18 protein-coding genes and 1 pseudogene are annotated in these 16,487 nt (G+C 71.0%); 8 read left to right on the forward strand and 11 right to left on the reverse strand.

What is annotated here, in order from left to right:
• Nucleotides 1-31: 31 nt before the first annotated feature.
• Together ER308_RS08510 and ER308_RS08515 are read right to left on the reverse strand one after the other, a co-directional pair.
• Complete coding sequence (locus ER308_RS08510) at nt 32-703, reverse strand: response regulator transcription factor (protein WP_131154585.1); 672 nt, start codon at nt 701-703, stop codon at nt 32-34.
• Nucleotides 691-1,854 carry a sensor histidine kinase gene (locus ER308_RS08515; protein WP_131154586.1) on the reverse strand — a complete coding sequence of 388 codons (1,164 nt, stop codon included), beginning with the start codon at nt 1,852-1,854 and terminating at the stop codon, nt 691-693. The genes ER308_RS08510 and ER308_RS08515 overlap by 13 nt, the downstream gene beginning before the upstream one ends.
• A gap of 193 nt (nt 1,855-2,047) precedes the next feature.
• On the opposite strand from ER308_RS08515, the gene ER308_RS08520 reads away from it, so the two are divergent.
• Together ER308_RS08520 and ER308_RS08525 are read left to right on the forward strand one after the other, a co-directional pair.
• Entirely contained in the window at nt 2,048-2,995 is a 948-nt protein-coding gene (locus tag ER308_RS08520) for an ABC transporter ATP-binding protein (protein ID WP_131154587.1), read from the forward strand.
• Nucleotides 2,992-3,735 (forward strand): ABC transporter permease, encoded by a 744-nt coding sequence (locus tag ER308_RS08525; RefSeq protein ID WP_131154588.1) that lies wholly within the window; start codon nt 2,992-2,994, stop codon nt 3,733-3,735. Before ER308_RS08520 ends, ER308_RS08525 begins: the two co-directional genes overlap by 4 nt.
• Nucleotides 3,736-3,750: 15 nt before the next feature.
• Here the strand turns inward: ER308_RS08525 and ER308_RS08530 are convergent, their stop codons facing one another.
• On the reverse strand, nt 3,751-3,993 hold the full coding sequence (locus ER308_RS08530) for a hypothetical protein (RefSeq protein ID WP_131154589.1): 243 nt from the start codon (nt 3,991-3,993) through the stop codon (nt 3,751-3,753).
• 138 nt (nt 3,994-4,131) lie between these two features.
• On the opposite strand from ER308_RS08530, the gene ER308_RS08535 reads away from it, so the two are divergent.
• The gene (locus ER308_RS08535) at nt 4,132-4,794 is read left to right on the forward strand and encodes a hypothetical protein (protein WP_131154590.1); all 663 of its coding nucleotides are present in this window, start codon (nt 4,132-4,134) and stop codon (nt 4,792-4,794) included.
• Nucleotides 4,795-4,816: 22 nt separating this feature from the next.
• On the opposite strand, the gene ER308_RS08540 is transcribed toward ER308_RS08535, so the two are convergent.
• From ER308_RS08540 to ER308_RS08550, 3 genes are all read right to left on the reverse strand, one after another.
• Entirely contained in the window at nt 4,817-5,896 is a 1,080-nt protein-coding gene (locus ER308_RS08540) for an LLM class flavin-dependent oxidoreductase (RefSeq protein ID WP_131154591.1), read from the reverse strand.
• Between the two features lie 173 nt (nt 5,897-6,069).
• Complete coding sequence (locus ER308_RS08545; protein WP_131154592.1) at nt 6,070-7,197, reverse strand: DNA glycosylase AlkZ-like family protein; 1,128 nt, start codon at nt 7,195-7,197, stop codon at nt 6,070-6,072.
• 7 nt (nt 7,198-7,204) lie between these two features.
• Nucleotides 7,205-7,582: a DUF2203 domain-containing protein gene (locus tag ER308_RS08550; protein ID WP_131154593.1), complete on the reverse strand. Its 378-nt coding sequence runs from the start codon at nt 7,580-7,582 to the stop codon at nt 7,205-7,207.
• A gap of 110 nt (nt 7,583-7,692) precedes the next feature.
• On the opposite strand from ER308_RS08550, the gene ER308_RS08555 reads away from it, so the two are divergent.
• Nucleotides 7,693-8,538 (forward strand): YihY/virulence factor BrkB family protein, encoded by an 846-nt coding sequence (locus tag ER308_RS08555; RefSeq protein WP_131154594.1) that lies wholly within the window; start codon nt 7,693-7,695, stop codon nt 8,536-8,538.
• Here ER308_RS08555 and chrA read toward each other — a convergent pair.
• Nucleotides 8,522-9,796: a chromate efflux transporter gene (gene chrA / locus ER308_RS08560; RefSeq protein ID WP_131154595.1), complete on the reverse strand. Its 1,275-nt coding sequence runs from the start codon at nt 9,794-9,796 to the stop codon at nt 8,522-8,524. The genes ER308_RS08555 and chrA overlap by 17 nt on opposite strands.
• 257 nt (nt 9,797-10,053) lie before the next feature.
• Between chrA and ER308_RS08565 the strand changes: the two genes are divergently transcribed.
• Complete coding sequence (locus ER308_RS08565; RefSeq protein WP_131154596.1) at nt 10,054-10,680, forward strand: YczE/YyaS/YitT family protein; 627 nt, start codon at nt 10,054-10,056, stop codon at nt 10,678-10,680.
• Between the two features lie 147 nt (nt 10,681-10,827).
• On the forward strand, nt 10,828-12,495 hold the full coding sequence (locus ER308_RS08570; RefSeq protein ID WP_205745975.1) for a methyl-accepting chemotaxis protein: 1,668 nt from the start codon (nt 10,828-10,830) through the stop codon (nt 12,493-12,495).
• A 137-nt stretch (nt 12,496-12,632) separates the two neighbouring features.
• Here the strand turns inward: ER308_RS08570 and ER308_RS23150 are convergent, their stop codons facing one another.
• The 3 genes and pseudogenes from ER308_RS23150 to ER308_RS08585 form a co-directional block, all read right to left on the reverse strand.
• Nucleotides 12,633-13,088: a nucleotide-binding domain containing protein gene (locus ER308_RS23150; RefSeq protein ID WP_131154597.1), complete on the reverse strand. Its 456-nt coding sequence runs from the start codon at nt 13,086-13,088 to the stop codon at nt 12,633-12,635.
• Nucleotides 13,045-13,692 (reverse strand): annotated as a pseudogene (locus ER308_RS23155) (four-carbon acid sugar kinase family protein); the annotation flags it as partial. The gene ER308_RS23150 and the pseudogene ER308_RS23155, both read right to left, overlap by 44 nt.
• Nucleotides 13,689-14,573 carry an alpha/beta fold hydrolase gene (locus tag ER308_RS08585; protein ID WP_131154598.1) on the reverse strand — a complete coding sequence of 295 codons (885 nt, stop codon included), beginning with the start codon at nt 14,571-14,573 and terminating at the stop codon, nt 13,689-13,691. The pseudogene ER308_RS23155 and the gene ER308_RS08585, both read right to left, overlap by 4 nt.
• 207 nt (nt 14,574-14,780) lie before the next feature.
• Here ER308_RS08585 and ER308_RS08590 point away from each other — a divergent pair, with 207 nt between their 5' ends.
• Both ER308_RS08590 and ER308_RS23160 read left to right on the forward strand, forming a co-directional pair.
• Nucleotides 14,781-15,572, forward strand: a complete 792-nt coding sequence (locus ER308_RS08590; protein WP_131154599.1) for a GntR family transcriptional regulator — start codon at nt 14,781-14,783, stop codon at nt 15,570-15,572.
• Nucleotides 15,496-15,798, forward strand: coding sequence for a tautomerase family protein (locus ER308_RS23160; protein WP_165491919.1), 303 nt, complete (start codon nt 15,496-15,498; stop codon nt 15,796-15,798). The genes ER308_RS08590 and ER308_RS23160 overlap by 77 nt, the downstream gene beginning before the upstream one ends.
• Here ER308_RS23160 and ER308_RS08600 read toward each other — a convergent pair.
• The gene (locus tag ER308_RS08600; protein ID WP_131154600.1) at nt 15,726-16,460 is read right to left on the reverse strand and encodes a class I SAM-dependent methyltransferase; all 735 of its coding nucleotides are present in this window, start codon (nt 16,458-16,460) and stop codon (nt 15,726-15,728) included. The two genes, ER308_RS23160 and ER308_RS08600, sit on opposite strands and share 73 nt — an antisense overlap.
• Between the last annotated feature and the right edge of the window lie 27 nt (nt 16,461-16,487).

Consider the following 16,487-nt stretch of genomic DNA (forward strand, 5'->3'; position numbering starts at 1 on the left):
AGTTCCGGGACAGCCTCCTGCCGATCGCAGGTCAGCGTCCGCGTGCTTCGTGGACCAGCAGCGCGACCTGCACCCGGTTGTCGACCCCGAGTTTCGCGAGGATCCGCGTGATGTTCGCCTTGACGGTGGCGACGCTCATCGCGAGGTCGTCCGCGATCTCGGCGTTGGAGGAGCCCTGGCCGACCGCCAGGGCCACCTCGTGCTCACGGTCGGTCAGCCGAGCGAGACGCGCGGTCGCGTCGTTGCGGCACTCCGCGGATTCGTCGTCGGCGACGTGGGCGATCAGCCGCCGCGCGACCGACGGGGACAGGGCGGCTTCGCCCGCCGCCACGGTCCGGATGGCGTCGACGATCGCCTCGGGCGGCGTGTCCTTCAACAGGAAGCCGCTGGCGCCGCCTTCGAGGGCCCGCAGGACGTGTTCGTCGGCGTCGAAGGTGGTCAGCACGAGCACCTCCGGCGCCCCGGTCCGCCCGCGGACGCGTTCGGTCGCCGCCAACCCGTCCACCCGCGGCATGCGTAGGTCCATGAGCACCACGTGAGGCTGGGAGGCGGCGACGGCGTCCGGCACCTCGTCGCCGTCGGCCGCCTCGCCGACGACCCGGACGTCGTCCGCACCGTCGAGGATCAGGCGCAGGCCGGAGCGGACCAGCGGATCGTCGTCGACGAGGAGCACGCGAACGCTCGCGTCGTTCACTCTCGCCACGGCAGCTCCGCCCGCAGCCGGAACCTCGCGTCCTGGGTCGGTCCGTGCTCCAGCCGCCCGCCGGCCAACGTCACCCGCTCGACGAGTCCGACGAGGCCCGCGTTCGCGCCGGGGATGGTGCGGTGCCGGTCACGGCCCGCACCGAGCGGCAACGGCAGGGGGTTCGCAACCTCGACCAGCAGCCGGTCCCCCGCCCGGCCGTCCATCGTGACCGCGACGGGCGCGTCGGGCGCGTGCTTCGCCGCGTTCGTGAGCCCCTCCTCCAACACGCGATAGGCGGCCAGGCCGATGGCCGGTGGGAGCGAATCGGCACCGTCGGCGGTGTCGTGCACGGTCAGCCTCGTGCCGGCGGCGCGGCAACGGTCGAGCAGGGCGGGCACATCGGCCAGGGTCGGCTGCGGTCGCTCGGGTTCGGCGCTCTCCGGGGCCTCCCGCAGCACCCCGATCAGCCCGCGCAGCTCGTCGAGCGCCTCGTGCGTGCTCGTGCGGATCACCTCGGCGGCCTCGGCGACGTCCTGGCCGAACGCGTTCGAACGGTAGGTCAGCGCCCCGGCGTGCAGGCTGACCAGCGAGAGCCGGTGGGCGACGACGTCGTGCATCTCGCGGGCGATGCGCTGACGTTCCAGGCGGCGGGCCTGGTCGACCCGCAGCTGCTGCTCGGCCTCGGCGCGCCGGGCGCGGTCCTCGTACTCGCGCAGCAGGGCGAGCCGCGAGGCGCGCACCATGCCCAGGGTGACCGGGAGCGCGTGGAAGGCCGCGATCGTCGCGACGTGCGGCAGCCAACTCTCGGGCGGGTCGAGGACGGCGGCCCCGGCGAGCGCGGCGGCGAGATAGCCGGCGGCGATGGCCACCACCGCGCGGCGCTCGCGGTGCACGGCGACGGTGAACAGGGCCACGAAGGCGGGCACGACCGCGAAGGCCGAGGCCGACAGCGGCAGGATCACCAGCGCCACGGCCGTGGGGTGGCGGTGGCGCCAGGCCAGCGCCCCGAGGGCGAGCACGGTCGCGAGCAGCTCGACGGCCAACCGCTCGCGCCCCGGCCACGCGAACTCCCCGGCTCGGTGCTGATACCACAGCACCAGTGGCCAGGCCGCCGTCGCGACGACGACGCCGGCCTCGATGAGCCACCCGCGCTGCCGGCTGGGGTCCACGTGCCGAGCCTACGCTGTCCGCCTGGCGGCGGACCACCGACCTTGGTCCACCGCCCGCTCGACCAGGGTCGACACCCTCCACCACCCGACGTCGACCTGGAGGCCCGGAGCCGTCGACCGACGGCCGATGCGCACCCGCCGGCCCTCCCCGACACTGACGCTCGCCGCCCGCCCGACCCACTGGAGAGGCGCCATGTCCGTCATCGAGGTGCACGAGCTGCACAAGGCCTACGGCGAGACCGTCGCGGCCGACGCGGTCTCGCTGACGGTCGAGGACGGCGAGATCTTCGGGATCCTGGGACCCAACGGCGCCGGCAAGACCACGACGGTGGAGTGCCTGATCGGCCTGCGCCGCCCCGACCGCGGACGGATCCGCGTGCTCGGTCTCGATCCTCGGCGCGACGGCCGAGCGTTGCGCGAGCAGATCGGCGTGCAGCTGCAGGAGAGCCGGCTTCCCGACGCCCTGCGCGTCGGCGAGGCTCTCGAGTTGTATGCGCATCTCTACGAGGCGCCCGCCGACCCCGACCGGTTGCTCACCGACCTCGGGCTCACCGAGCGAGCGACGACGGCGTTCGGGAACCTCTCGGGCGGCGAACAACAACGGCTGTCGATCGCGTTGGCACTGGTCGGCGACCCGCGGGTCGCGATCCTGGACGAACTGACCACAGGTCTCGATCCGAACGCCCGGCGCGAGACGTGGCACCTGATCGAGCAGGTACGCGCCTCCGGGGTCACGGTGGTGCTGGTCACCCACTTCATGGACGAGGCGGAGCGCCTGTGCGACCGCCTCGCGATCATCGACCGCGGTCGGGTCGTGGCCACCGACACCCCCGCTGCGCTGATCGGTGGCGTCGAGACCAGCGCCCAACTGCGCCTGCGGACCGTGCCGCCGATCGAGGCAAGCGCGCTCGCCGATCTCGCGGAGGTGCACGCGGTCGCCACGGAGGGCGAGGAGCTCGTGATCCGGGGCGACGGGGACGTGCTGCACGCGATCGCCACGCGAGTCCGTGCCCTCGGAGCGGTCACGGTGTCGGCGCGGCTCGGTCAAGCGACGCTCGAGGACGCCTTCCTCGCGCTCACCGGCCGCGACCACGCCCCCGAGGAGCTGCGAGCCGATGCGGCCGGCGAGGTGTCCCCGTGAGCCGACTGACGAAGCTGACCGCGATCGAGTTCACCCTGTTCCGGCGCGACATCGCGTCGATCGTGCTGCCGTTCGCGCTGCCGCTCGCCCTGCTGGTGGGCTTCGGCAGCGCCCCGGACCTCCGCGAGGCCGACCCGGACCTGGGTGGGTACTCGGCGTTCGAGGTGTTCATCCTGCCGATCGCGCTGGTGCTCGTGCTCGCCATGATGGCGATCTCGGTCTTCCCGGTGACCCTGTCGACCTATCGCGAGCGGGGGGTCCTTCGTCGCCTCGCCACGACCCCCGCGAACCCGCTGTCGGTGCTGCTCGCGCAGTTGATCGTCCACGTCGGCGTGGTGGTCGTGAGCCTGGGCCTGACCGCCACGATCGCGGGCGCGGTGTTCGGGGTGTCGGCGCCACAGCACATCGGGGGGGTGGTCGCGGTGCTCGGGCTCGGCATGCTCGCGCTCTACGCCTTGGGCGTGGCCATCGCCGCGGTGGCCCCGAAGGCCAGTGCCGCGACCGCGTACGGGCTGGGCCTGTTCTTCCCGCAACTGTTCCTGGGCGGGCTCATGGTCCCGGCCGAGCTGCTCCCCGACGTGCTGGCGCGGATCGGCGAGTTCACACCCGTCGGCGCGACGATGCACGGACTTCAGGACGCCTGGACGGGTGCCGGCGTGAATGCGTGGCACCTCGCGGTGCTCGCGGTCTGGACGGTCGCCACCGTCGCGATCGCCACGCTCCGGTTCCGATGGGACTGATCCGCCCCGATCGCGTCAGGCGCCGGACTGCGGGTTGAGGCCGTGGTCCTTCGTCAGGTCGCGCAGTAGCTCGTGGGCCCGCTCGCCGCGCCACGCGTCGTGACGCTGGCACTCGCGGATGAAGTCGGCGACCTCCTGGTGCTCGGGGTCCGCGTCCTGCAGGTAGTTCTCGTAGAGCTCCGCGGCCTTGAGCGCGTGGAACTGGATGCTGACGAGGTTGTAGACGATGTCGTCGGCTGGCGTGTGCGCGCTGCCCATGTGGTCCTCCTCGTTCCGGGGCCGCCCGTGTGCCCGGGATCGGGTGCCTCGAAACGACGGGCCGGGGGTTCGGGGCACGTCCGCGACGGCCTCGGGCGCCAACCGCTCCGATGATGGCCCGGCTGACCAGCTACGGTGATGGACCGATCGGACCTCGACACGAGAGCGGACGTGGGACTGTTCCGGCGGCGCCCCGAACGGGATCCGGCGCAGCTGGCGCGGGATCTCTACGTGCGCGCGATCGAGGAGCGCGGCCACCAGCTCCACGAGGCCGCCGCGCGGACGGCCGACGGTGACCGACTCGGCGCGACCAACGCCTACTACGCGGTCGGGCAATGGCACGCGGACGTCTTCACCGAGACGTGCGACGACGCCTTCTACAAGGCGAAGCTGCGACCGCCGCCCGAACCGTTCGTCGACATCGAGCGGGCGGTCCTCGTCTTCGGCGACGACAGCGACCACGAGTACGAGGAGGCGTTGCGCACCCTCGCGCGCAGGCTCGAACTGGATCCCGACGCGGTGGTCGAAGCCGACCGGCGCCGCCAGCGCTTCGTCGAGTCCGAGGGCCTGCGCCGGGACATCTCCGACCTGCTGGGACGGATCCGGACCCTCGACCGCGAGGAGGTGTCCCTGTTCGGCTCGCTGCTGCTCGAGCGGGCGGGGACGCTGAAGGACGAGGCGCGGGAGCTCGGCGAGGACCCCCGGCTCGGACCCGAGGTCCGCGAGCTCGACCGAGCGGTCGAGGGGCTGCGCCAGCGCGCGATGGCCGAGGGCGTCTCGCTGGATCCACGGCGGAGCTGACCGGACCCGCCGGCCCCTCCGCCTACTCGAGACCCGCAGCCTGCTTGCGGCTCTCGTGGGTCGGCGCGCCGGGCACGTGCTCCGGCCGGTCCCGGGCCATCTCCTTGCGGAGGACGGGCACGACCTCCTCCCCGAGGATCTCGATCTGCTCCAGCACCGTGGACAACGGGAGGCCCGCGTGGTCCATCAGGAACAGCTGACGCTGATAGTCGCCGACGTGGTCGCGCATGCCCGCGTACCGCTCGATCACCTGCTGCGGGCTCCCGACGGCAAGCGGCGTCTGCGCCATGTACTCCTCCAGCGACGGCCCGTGGCCGTACACCGGTGCGACGTCGAAGTAGGGACGGAACTCCTCGACCGCGTCCTGGCTGTTGGGGCGCATGAACGCCTGCCCGCCGAGGCCCACGATCGCCTGGTCCGCTCGGCCGTGGCCGCGCTCCTCGAAGCGCTGCCGGTACAGCCCCACGATCCGCTCGACGAACTCGATGGGCCAGAAGATGTTGTTGTGGAAGAACCCGTTGCCGTAATAGGCCGCCTGCTCGGCGATCTCGGGGCTGCGGATCGACCCGTGCCAGACGATCGGGGGGATCCCGTCGAGCGGCCAGGGAGTCGTCGTGAACCCTTCGAGCGGCGTGCGGAAGCGCCCCTGCCAGTCGACCTCCCGCTCGCGCCACAGACGGTGGAGGAGGTCGTAGTTCTCGATCGCGAGGGGAATCCCCTGCTGGATGTCCTGCCCGAACCAGGGATAGACGGGCGCCATGTTCCCGCGGCCGAGCATGAGGTCGACCCGCCCGGCCGCGACGTGCTGGAGCATCGCGAAGTCCTCCGCGATCTTGACCGGATCGTTGGTGGTGATCAGCGTCGTCGCGGTCGAGAGGACGATCCGCTCGGTGCGCGCGGCGATCCAGCCGAGCATCGTCGTGGGCGACGAGGGCACGAACGGGGGGTTGTGGTGTTCACCGGTGGCGAACACGTCGAGGCCGACCTCCTCGGCCTTGAGCGCGATGGCGAGCATCGCCTGGATGCGCTCTCCCTCGGAGGGCGTGTAGCCGGTCGTGGGATCGGGGGTGACGTCCCCGACCGAGAAGATGCCGAACTGCACAGTCGCCGCCTTTCACGTCCGCGCCCGCCGGGGCTTCGACCGGTCGGGATGCCAGCGGACTCGCCGATCGGTCAACGTAGCAGGCCCTCCGGGTCCCGGCGGCGGACCGAACGAGCGCCAGGCCGCGACCGGCGGGGGCAGCACGCGTGCCGGGGTCAGCGTCCGTGCCGCGGTCAGCGCACCGCGACGGTGGCCCCGTGCGCCCCACGAGCCTCGGCGATCAGCTCGACCTCCGCGTCCAGGTGGGGCCGCACCACGTCGGGCAGGCGATCGGCGGACTCGATGTCGACCTCCAGCCGTTTGCCCGCCCGCCGCGCACGCCAGATGCCCACCAGCTCGCCCTCGGCGAGCACGGCTCCCGGACGGCCAACGCTCGGCCAGAGGCTCGCGCGCAGCCCGTCCTCGGGGACCAGCAGGTGGCGGTCCCGCGCCTGCAGGAACGGATCGGACGGCGGGAGGAGGCGCAACGGCGGGGGATCAGGTGGCTCACGGAGCGCCTCGAGGTCCTCCCGGAGGGCCAAAGCCGGCCTGGCCGCGCCGTCGGCCGAAGTCACCTCCACGTCGACGGCATCAGCGGGGACGTGGCCCTGGAGATCACGTCCGCGGGCCCCGAGGAACGAGGCTGCCTCGGCCAAGGTCGCGGGGCCGTGCAGGTGCAGGTAGGCCCGCAGTAGGTGGGCGGGGGCCTCGGCCTCTTCGGGCGGTCCGGGCCAGCCCGGAATCGGTGCGAACACCACCCCCTTTCGACCCGGCACGAAGCTCAGACCGGCCGGAAGCATCGCGGAGCGGAACAATGTTTCGATGATGTGCGTGGCCTCGCACCGCTGGCAGTCCATCGTCAGCTCAGCCGGCACCCGCGGGGTTAGCGCCGCGCTCACCTCACCCTTGGCCATCGGTTCGGTCACGACCTCGCGCACCTGCTGCGCGACGAACCGCAGGGCCTGCCGGGGGGTCATGCCCATGCCCCGAAGCGGGGAGGCCGACGTGTCCAAGCGGGTCAGTGCGTCGTCCTCGCTCACCGGCCACAGCGCACGGGACAGGGGGAGCAGGTCGTCGGCGCGATGGACATGCGGCGCGCCCCGGAACGTCCAGGTGACCGCGAGCCGGTCATCGTCGGCGGCGCCGGGAGGCGCCCGGCCCAAGCGGATGGCCAGCGCCTGGGCCGCCGAGCCCGGCGGGGTGTCCTGCACCCCGAGGTCGAGCACTCGGAGGTCGGGCACTTCAGCCTCGCCTCGACGCTCGTGTCGGTGCAGCCCTTGGACCGCCGCCCGGCGTGCCAGCACGTGCCGCCGATCGGTCATCGATTCCTCAGTCGGGGATCGGGCGTCGACCCATGAACCCGAGCTCCACCGGATGCCAGTACGCCAGGTCGGGCTCGCGCTCCAGCCAGCACAGCAGGCCCTCACGGCCCTCGACCTGAGCCGGGAAGTCGAGCAGCAGCGGCGCGACGCCCTTGACCTGCAACCCTTGCTGGGTGAAGCCCTCGACGATGTCGTGCACGCGCGCCTCGAGCGCTTTGGCCTCGGGCACGCTGCTGTCCGGTGCCTCCGCGTGCTGGAGGTCGAACTGCGCGTCCGCGAGACGCCAACGCAGGTCGATGAGCCGTTCGGCCTGCTCGACGATGTCGGGCAGCGCGGCCCGCGCCTGCTCGACGCTGAAGTATCGGTCCACGGGATCCGAGTCCATGCCGGGAGTATGGGATCGACCGGCTCGGCTCGCCAGCCCTGCCACCCCGTCGGGACGACTCCCATGCCCCGGACGCGGGTAGGCCCCCTGCAGAGGGGGAGCATCCAGAGATGTCCGACGTTCGCCGCCACGCCGCGCGCGCCCGCGAGCAGACGCCCTCCCTGTGGGTGGAGACGCTCCGGGGTGCCGGCGCTCGCAACGTGCTGCTGCTGGGCGCTGGCCTGGCCTTCTTCGGGCTGATCTCGGTCGGACCGTCGATCGCCATCGGCTTCGGGTTGCTGCAGTTCCTGGCCTCCTCGGAGGCCGTGGACGCCGTCATCGAGTTGCTCGAGGACACGCCCATCGACCGGTTCGGCCTGGTTGACGTGCTGCACGAGGTGGAGGATCAAGCCGGGCAGATCGCCGGCTTCAGTGCCGTCTTCCTCCTGTGGCCGGCCACGACGCTGGCAAGCGGCTGGGCGCGCGCCCTGAACGACGCCTTCGGCTTCGAGGGGCCGGGACCCACCGGTCTCAAGGGGCGCTTGCGCGGGCTGATCCCGGGCGCGGTGCTCCTCGTCGCCGCCTTCCTGCTGCTGATCGCGGTGTCGTTCGGCACGGCGCTCGTGGGCGAAGGCGTGCTGATCGCGCTCGTCATCGTTCCCGGCGCGATCGTGGTACAGCTGGCGGTGAACCTCGTCATCTACCGGTGGCTACCGAGCGAGCAACTCCCGTGGCGAGCACTGTGGCGGGGGGCGGTGCTCGCCACCGGCGGCGTCGTGCTCGGCACGCTGGCGTTCACGGCCGCGCTCGTCTTCGTCCAGGGCTTCGGGGACCAGTATCCCGAGCAGCTCGCGACCGCGATCGTCCTCGGGCTCTGGCTGTACCTGCTGAACCTCGCGCTGCTCACCGGCGCCGAGTACAACGCGGCACGACGCCGGCTGGAACGGGAGCGTGACGCTCCTATGCGACGAACGTGATCCACAGGTAGCCGAGCAGTCCCCCGATGGGGATCAGCAGGATCGCGCTGACCCGCGTCCACACGAGCGCCGCGAGCGCGGCCAGTGCGAGCGCACCGGTGGGCACGTCGACGATCACCCGCATGCCGATCTCCACCGCCACCGCGAGCATCACGCCCAGCACCGCCGCGGTCAGCCCCTTGAGCACCGCGCTCGCGACCTCGGACCGCTTGATCGCCGGCATCCACCGGCCCAGCAGCATCGCGAGGAAGAACGACGGGAAGAATATCGCCACCGTCGCGACGACGGCACCGGGCACGTCGCCGACCATGTAGCCCACCGCGGTGGAGACGGTGAACAGCGGCCCCGGGGTCATCTCGCCGATCACGATCGCCTCGATCAGCTGCTCGGTCGTGAGCAACCCGAACCGGTCGACGATGTCGGTCTGCAGATACGCCACCAGCAGGTAGCCACTGCCGAACAGCGTGACGCCGAACTTCGCGAACAGCCACGCGAGCTGCCAGACGAGATCCGGCGCGGCGGTCGGCGTCGGCGTCGTCGCGAGCCAGGGGGCCAGCGGCGTGATCACCATGCCGTTGACCCCGCGACGCGGCCGACGCTGCCACGGTCGCCAGCGGTACAGCACCACACCCGCGAGTGCGCCCAACGCGAGCACCACCAGCTCGTTGACCCCGAGCAACCCCAGGGCGAGCGCGCCGGCGAACACCCCGCGCGTCCTCCACTCGCTGGCCGCGGTCGGCGCCAGCCGCACCATCGCGGTGGCGATGACCGCGATCACCACCGGCTGGACGCCGTAGAACACCGCGTCCATCGCAGGCAGGTCGCGGAGCTCGACATAGAGCCACGTGAGCGCGAACGTGATCAGCGCCGCGGGCAGGATGAACGCGCTGCCGGCCGCCCACACGCCGGCGGTGCCGCGCTGCACGTAGCCGATGTGCATCGTCATCTGCGTCGAGTTCGGCCCCGGCAGCAGGTTCGTCGCCGCCATGACGTCGAGGAAGTGCTGCCGGTGCACCCAGCGGCGTCGCTCGACGACCTCCTTGTCCATCATCGCGATGTGCGCGACCGGCCCCCCGAACGCGACCACACCGAGCTTGAGGAACACCCCGAGCAGGCCGGGCCAGGACGCCGTCCGTTCGGCGTACTCCGGCTGGTGAGCGCCCTCCGCGCGCACCGGCGCCCGAGGGGCGCCCTCGTCGCCCCCGTCGTCACCCGAGTCCCCAGGCGCGGCACCGGGCCCGGGCGCGCCCTCCGCCATGCGACATCCCCTCCTCGGCAACGCGATGAGTATCGGGCCTCGAAATCGGGGGCTGCAAAGCCACGAGGAGCGACCTCGCATCCGATCAGGGTGGTAAGGGCTGGGCCGCGGCCACCACGGGGTCGAGTCGATAGGCTGGCTGGCTGCCGTCGCCTGGATCGGCTACCGGACGCGGCAAACAAGCGTCGGACTTGCCCCCGGCCGAGCCAAGTGAGGACGAGATCGAACGGTCCGCTCTGCGTCGCACGCTGCGACACGTGCGCCTGCCCGTGTTCACGGGGAGGGCGCGACCTGCTGCGCTCGCCGCAGGGGTCCTGATCGCGGGGTTCGGCATCTCGTCGATGCTGTGGGCGGAGCTGGGCATCGGGCCGTACGACCTGCTCATCGACGGGGTCGCGACGCAGCTCGGCGTCACGTTCGGGGTCGCGAGCGTGCTCCTGTCGGGCATCGTCACCGTGCTCGGCTGGCGTCTCGGCGGCGAGGTGGGCCCGGCGACGGTCCTGCTGGTGTTCGCCCTCGGTCCGATCATCGACCTGTGGGGATGGCTGTACCCCGAGGTGCCCGAGCTGCTCGCCGCGCGCTTGCTCGCGCTCATCGGCGGACTCGCGCTCGCCGCCTACGGCCTGTCGATGGTGATCGCCGCGCGGTTCGGTGCGGGCCCGGTCGAGGTGCTCATGCTCGCGTTGACCGGCCGCGGCTGGTCGGTGGGGCGCGTGCGAACCGTGATGGAGCTCACCATGTTCCTCACGGGCTGGCTGCTCGGTGGCGCGATCGGCCTCGGGACGGTGGTCATCGCCGTGAGCATCGGCCACCTCTTCTCGGCGTTCCTGCCCGCCGAGGTGCGCGGGGATCGAGCGGCCCGGGAGAGCGCGCCCTGCCGGTAGGGGCCACGGGCAGGATGGCTGGCCCCCGGGAATAGTGCACTGAGCCGCGCACGACCTTATTAAGCCATGCTTAACCCCGCACGGGGTAAGTCGACCGTCGGTTGCATAACGCCGAAGCATCGACGCCACGGAAGTCGGGGATCATTCATGGGTTCACGTGCCATCAAACAGTCCACGGTCATGCTGATCGCCGCCGTCTTCCTGGCGGCAGTGACGGTCCTTCTTCTGCTCGCTGTCTGGTTCTCCAGCAGCGCCAACGACCAACTCGCGGACGCACAAGAGAACCGCATGCGGTTGTCGGCCCTGGGCGACCAGGTCGCTGACTCCTCCGCATTCCTCACCGATCAAGTGCGGAGCTACGTCATGACCGGCGATCCCGACTTCCTTGACGACTACTGGGAGGAGGTTGAGGTCACGCAAAGCCAGAACGCCGCGCTCGAGGAACTCGAGGCGCTCGGCGTGCCCGACGAGGATCTCGCACTGGTCGACGAGGCCAACGCGAACTCGGTTGAGCTCGTCGACACCGAGGCCCGGGCGATGCGGCTGATGCTGGAGGCCGAGGGGGTCAGCGAAGCAGCCATGCCCGGTGCCGTCGCCGACTTCGACCTCAGCACGGACGACGTCACGGCGTCCCCCGACGAGCAGGTCGCGACCGCGCAGTCCCTCGTGTTCGACGACGAGTACCGCGGCCACGTCGAATCGATCATGGGCCCGCTCACGGAGTTCAATCAGCGCCTAGCCGAACAGGCTGACGCCGCCGCGGCCGACGCGGAAGCCCGCAACAGCCTGGGCCAGGGGCTCCTGCTGACGCTCGCCCTCGCCATCCCGGTGGGCATCGCCGGGCTCCTGTGGCTGATCCAAACCAAGGTTTCGCGCCCCATCAGCCGCTTCGGGCAGGCGTTGGACGCCCGCGACCCCGACGACCGGAGTTTCCGCCTGGTGCCGCAGGGCACCGCCGAGACGAGGGGGCTCGCCGAGGCACTCAACGATCAGATGGCCCAGACGAGCGAGCTACTCGCGTCCCTGCACGTCACGTCCGAGTCGACGGCGAACGAGGCCCACGTCGTGTCGGCAGCCTCCGAGCAGGTCAGCCAGAACGTGACCACCGTAGCCACCGCAGTCGAAGAGATGAACAGCAGCGTCCGCGAGATTGCGCAGAGCGCGAACGAGGCCAGTCAGGTCGCCGGAGAGGCCGTCGAGCGCGCCGCCGGCACGAACGACACAGTCGACCGGCTCGGCCAGTCCACCCGCGAGATCGATCGTGTCCTGGAACTGATCACCTCGATCGCGGAGCAAACGAACCTCCTCGCACTCAATGCCACGATCGAGGCCGCCCGTGCCGGCGACGCCGGGAAGGGATTCGCCGTGGTAGCCGGTGAGGTCAAGGCGCTCGCACAGCAGACCAGCAAGGCCACTGAGGACATCGGTCAGCGCGTCACCGCCATTCAGACCGACACGGCGCACGCCGTGGAGGAGATCGGCGGGATCAGCGAGATAATTGACAGGATCAACGCCCTGCAACAGACGATCTCCTCGGCGGTCGACGAGCAATCGGCCACGACCGCCGAGATCGCCCGTAACGTGAGTGAAGCCGCCCAGGGGGTCGACGAGGTCTCCGAAGGCGTCGGGCGTGTCGCCGCGGTCGCCCGTGGGGATCGAGACACAGACAGCGGCCCCAGCACCGGCCAGCCGCAACGACGCGCGGACGCGGCGTCGGAGCAGCGTCGAAGCGTCGGCGTCTTCCGGTCGCGTGGGCAGGGCCGCGGTTCACTGGCGGATGACACCGAAGAGGAGGCGCTCGCCTCGGCGCCCTGACCGTCGGCACGTCCGGCTCGCCCTCACCATCCGTGGTGACCCCATCGGGTTCCCGCTGCATCATCCCAGTCCACAAAGGTCCCCCTCGTGGGCTGGGATGACCCCTCACTGCACCAGGGCCGCGACCTGTGTGGCGCTCATGCCGTGCCCAGCCCCGCGGCGTCGACCAGGAGCCGGTCGCTGCCGAAGTTCCCGGACTTCAACAGGAGCCGGACGTGCGATCCGTCGATGGTGCGGCACCAGGGCACGCCGCGTTCCTGCTCCTCGAGGACCTCGACGTGGCCGACATCGAGCCGCTCGAGCAGCCAGCGCCGACCCGGAGGGATGCTCGACAAGGTCGAGTCGGTGCGCGGGCATCGCCTCCCTCGCGACAGCCAGCTGGCGCAGCGTCGCCTCCGAGCAGCTGCCCGACAGCACCAACACCGGACCCGCCCCGCGACCACCCGCGTCGTCGTCCGCAGGCAGCGCTGCGGCCGGCAGGTGCCGCGCGAGCGCGCCCGCGAGCCCCGCGCCCCCGGTGACCACGGGGTCGTCCACCGTCGCCCGCGCGAGCTCGTCGAGGTCGTCCTCGCTGACGACGTCGGTGACCGCATAGCGCGTGCCCCGGCCCGCGAGCTCCTCGAGCCGGTCGCGCACGACCTCCGCGCCCGCGTGGACAGTCGGCAGATCGACCAAGCCGACGTCGTGCGGGGTCTGGCGACCCAGAACCCGCACGATGCTCGAATCCGTCATCGGCGTGAGCGGATGATCACGCAACGACGACTCCGACAGCAGCACGTCGTCCACGAACAAGTGCCCTTGGTACATCGTGCGTCGATGCTCCGGTGAACTCGGGCACATCGCCGCCAGCGAGGCGCCCGCCTCGTCCACGAGCGCGTCGCAGACCGGCCCGATATTGCCCTCGTCGCTCGGATCGAACGTCGAGCAGTACTTCACGAACAGCCGCGGCGCCCCCAGCTCGCGCAGCCACCGAGCCGCGACCCTGGTCGCCTCCACCGCTTCGCCCGCGGGACAGTGGCGGGTCTTGAGCGCCACCACCACCGCATCAACAGGCGGCAGCGACCCAGCGCACGACTCGGGCGTCCCTCCGAACAACAGCAGCGTCCGCAGCCCTCCGCGGCGCAACGCCGCCGCCACATCCGCACCACCGGTGTAATCGTCCGCCACGCAACCCAGCTGCAGGGGTGGCTGGCTCACGGGTCGAGGAACTCGAGGAGGTGCTTGAGGACCGCGTCGGGCTCCTCCTCGGGCACGTAGTGACCGCAGGGCAGCCCGTGACCCCGGACGTCACGCGCGTAGCGCTGCCAGATGGGCACGAGGTCGCCCCACACGCTGCCGGTGTGGCTCCTCTCGCCCCACAGGACGAGCAGCGGCGACTCGACGTACCGCTTCCCGTAGTCCGCGTCGTCGATCTCGAAGTCGAACCCGATGGTGGCGCGGTAGTCGTTGCAGCTGCCGCGGATGGTCTGCTCGTCGAAGCACTCGATGTACTCCTCGAGCGCCTCCTCGCTGAAGGGACGCAGCCCGATGCCCGGCTTGCCGATCTTCTTCTCCATGTACCAGCGCGCCGAGACCGCGCCCATCATCCCCTCGGGCAGATCCGGGGGTTGGGCCATGAACAGCCAGTGCCACGACTTGTACGCCCAGTCCTTGCTGGTGTTGGTCCACACGTGGTGCGTCGGCAGGATGTCCAGCACCGCGGCCTGCTCGACGGCCTGCGGCGCATCCAGGCACAACCGATGCACCACACGTGCCCCGCGATCGTGCCCCACGGCGTGAAAGCTCGTGTAGCCGAGCTGACCCATCACCTCCAGCTGGTCCTGGGCCATCGCGCGGAACGAGTAGTTGCCGTAGTCCTCGGTCGCCTCGGGCGCGCTGCTGCGGCCGTAACCGCGCAGATCCGGCGCCACGACGTAGAAGCGCTCGGCCAGCTGCGGCGCGATCTTGTGCCAGCTCGCACTGGTCAGCGGATTGCCGTGGAGCAACACCAACGGCGACCCGCCCGGGTTTCCGCCGTGGCGCACGCGAATGGTCGCCCCTCGCGTGACGAAGTCGACCTCCTGGAATCCCTCGAACATGCCCTCCCCGATGCGTGAACCCTTGGGCGCTGCAGAGCGACGACCAGCCCGACCCGCGGCGGCGGATAATACAGTTTGTAGGTTGCAGGCTACGAGGGTCAAACGTCGATGGATAGACTCCCACGGCACTGGCGGGTCTGCGTCGCACCCTGACCGAGACCGTGCCGAGGGTTCGGCCAAGCGTGGGGTGACCCCGGGGAGGGTGAAATGCAACGACCGGACGGCCCGCCCACCACCGCGGGGCCCTATCAGACGAAGAGCGAGTACGCCTACGAGACGGTGCGGGCACAGATCGTCTCCGGAGCCCTCACTCCCGGTGAGGTGGTCCATCAGGAGGTCCTGGCCAGGCAGCTCTCGGTGAGCATCACGCCGCTGCGTGAGGCGCTCCGGCGTCTGCAGGCGGAGGGGCTGGTCGAGCTCGGACCCCACCGGGATGCCCGCGTGTCCACCCTGAGCGCCCAGGAGGGCAGGGACATCCTCGAGATGCGTCGGGCACTCGAGCCCTACGCCGCCTCGCTCGCGGCCGAGCGACACACCGACGAGCAGATGACGAGGATGCGCCAAGCCGCCAACGAACTCGCCCCCATCCCCGAGGAGCCGGGGATGGCCGACCTCGAGGCGCATCGTCGCTTCCACGATCTCGTCTATCGAGCGGCCGGGAACGCGCTCCTGCTCGAGAGCCTCAATCGGTTGTGGGACAAGTCCGACCGCTACCGGTGGTATGCCCTGCGCTCCGGGCGCGAGGAGGGTGAGCGCGAGGAGACGAGTGAGCAGCACGAAGCGTTGCTGCACTGCATCGAGAGCCGGGACGCCGAGGGCGCCGCCAAGGCCGCGCTCGACCACGTCGATTCGAGCCTCGGGGTGCGCGCCGCGGCGTGGCTCGAGGAGAGCCGTTCAGCAGCCGCAGGGAATCGGAGGGACCATGCCGTTGGTCGAGATCAGCGTGAGCGAGGGCAGGGACGAGCAGCAACTGCGGCAGCTGACGCGAACGACGCATGAGGCCGTCACGTCCAGCCTCGGGGTTCGGGACGAGTCCGTGCGGGTGATCGTCCGGGAGGTCCCCCCGACACTGTGGTCGGCTGGTGGGAGACCCTGGCGGAGCGGCGCCAGCGAAGCTGAGCCCGCGGGCCATCTATCTGCGCGGCAGCCAATTCAGGCTCGCCTGGCGCGGACCACCAGCAGACGGGACGTGCTGGTGACGTCCTCGCCGCACCATCCCCCGTGAATCTCGACGTCGTCGAAGCCGGCGTCGTGGACCGTGGTCCGCAGCGTGTCGGCGTCGCGGAAGTACAAGACGCTGGTGTACACCCTGTCGGCGCCGTCGGGCAGGACGTTGTGGGCGTCGAAGGTTACGCGCTGGCCGGCGACGTCGGCGACCTCGAGCCACTCGGTGAGCCGGCCGAGGTCGGTGTGGCGTTCGGCGTAGGTGGCGTCGCGCGTCCACTGGTGCCACTCGCGTGCTGATGGGTTTCGCGACTCGAAGCTCAAAACGCCGCCGGGCCGCAGCGCTGCACTGCTGCGTTCGAGGGCGGTGGCGAGCTCGTCGGGCTCGAGGTGCATGATCGCGTTGCCGGTGCACAGCACCAGGTCGATGTCGCCAGTAGGTGCGATCGACGTGGCATCGCCCCGGATCCAGGTGACGTTCTCGGCTCCGGGCTGCCGTTGGGCCCAGTCGAGCATGGTGTGGCTCGGGTCGATGCCGGTGGCCGAGCGGCCTGCGGTGGCGAGGCTGCGAGTGAGCAGCCCTGTGCCGCAGCCGAGGTCCACGATGCGAAGGGCCCCCACGGCGTGTGCCAACGCGCGATAGAAGTCGTGATCGGCCCCACCGGGGTTGTCGACGTCGTAGAGCGCCACGAGTTCGGGGTCGCCGTAGGGGTCGGTCGTCACCGTGGACACCTCAGGGCGGTCGCAGAC

The sequence above is a fragment of the Egibacter rhizosphaerae genome (assembly GCF_004322855.1).
GTDB lineage: Bacteria > Actinomycetota > Nitriliruptoria > Euzebyales > Egibacteraceae > Egibacter > Egibacter rhizosphaerae.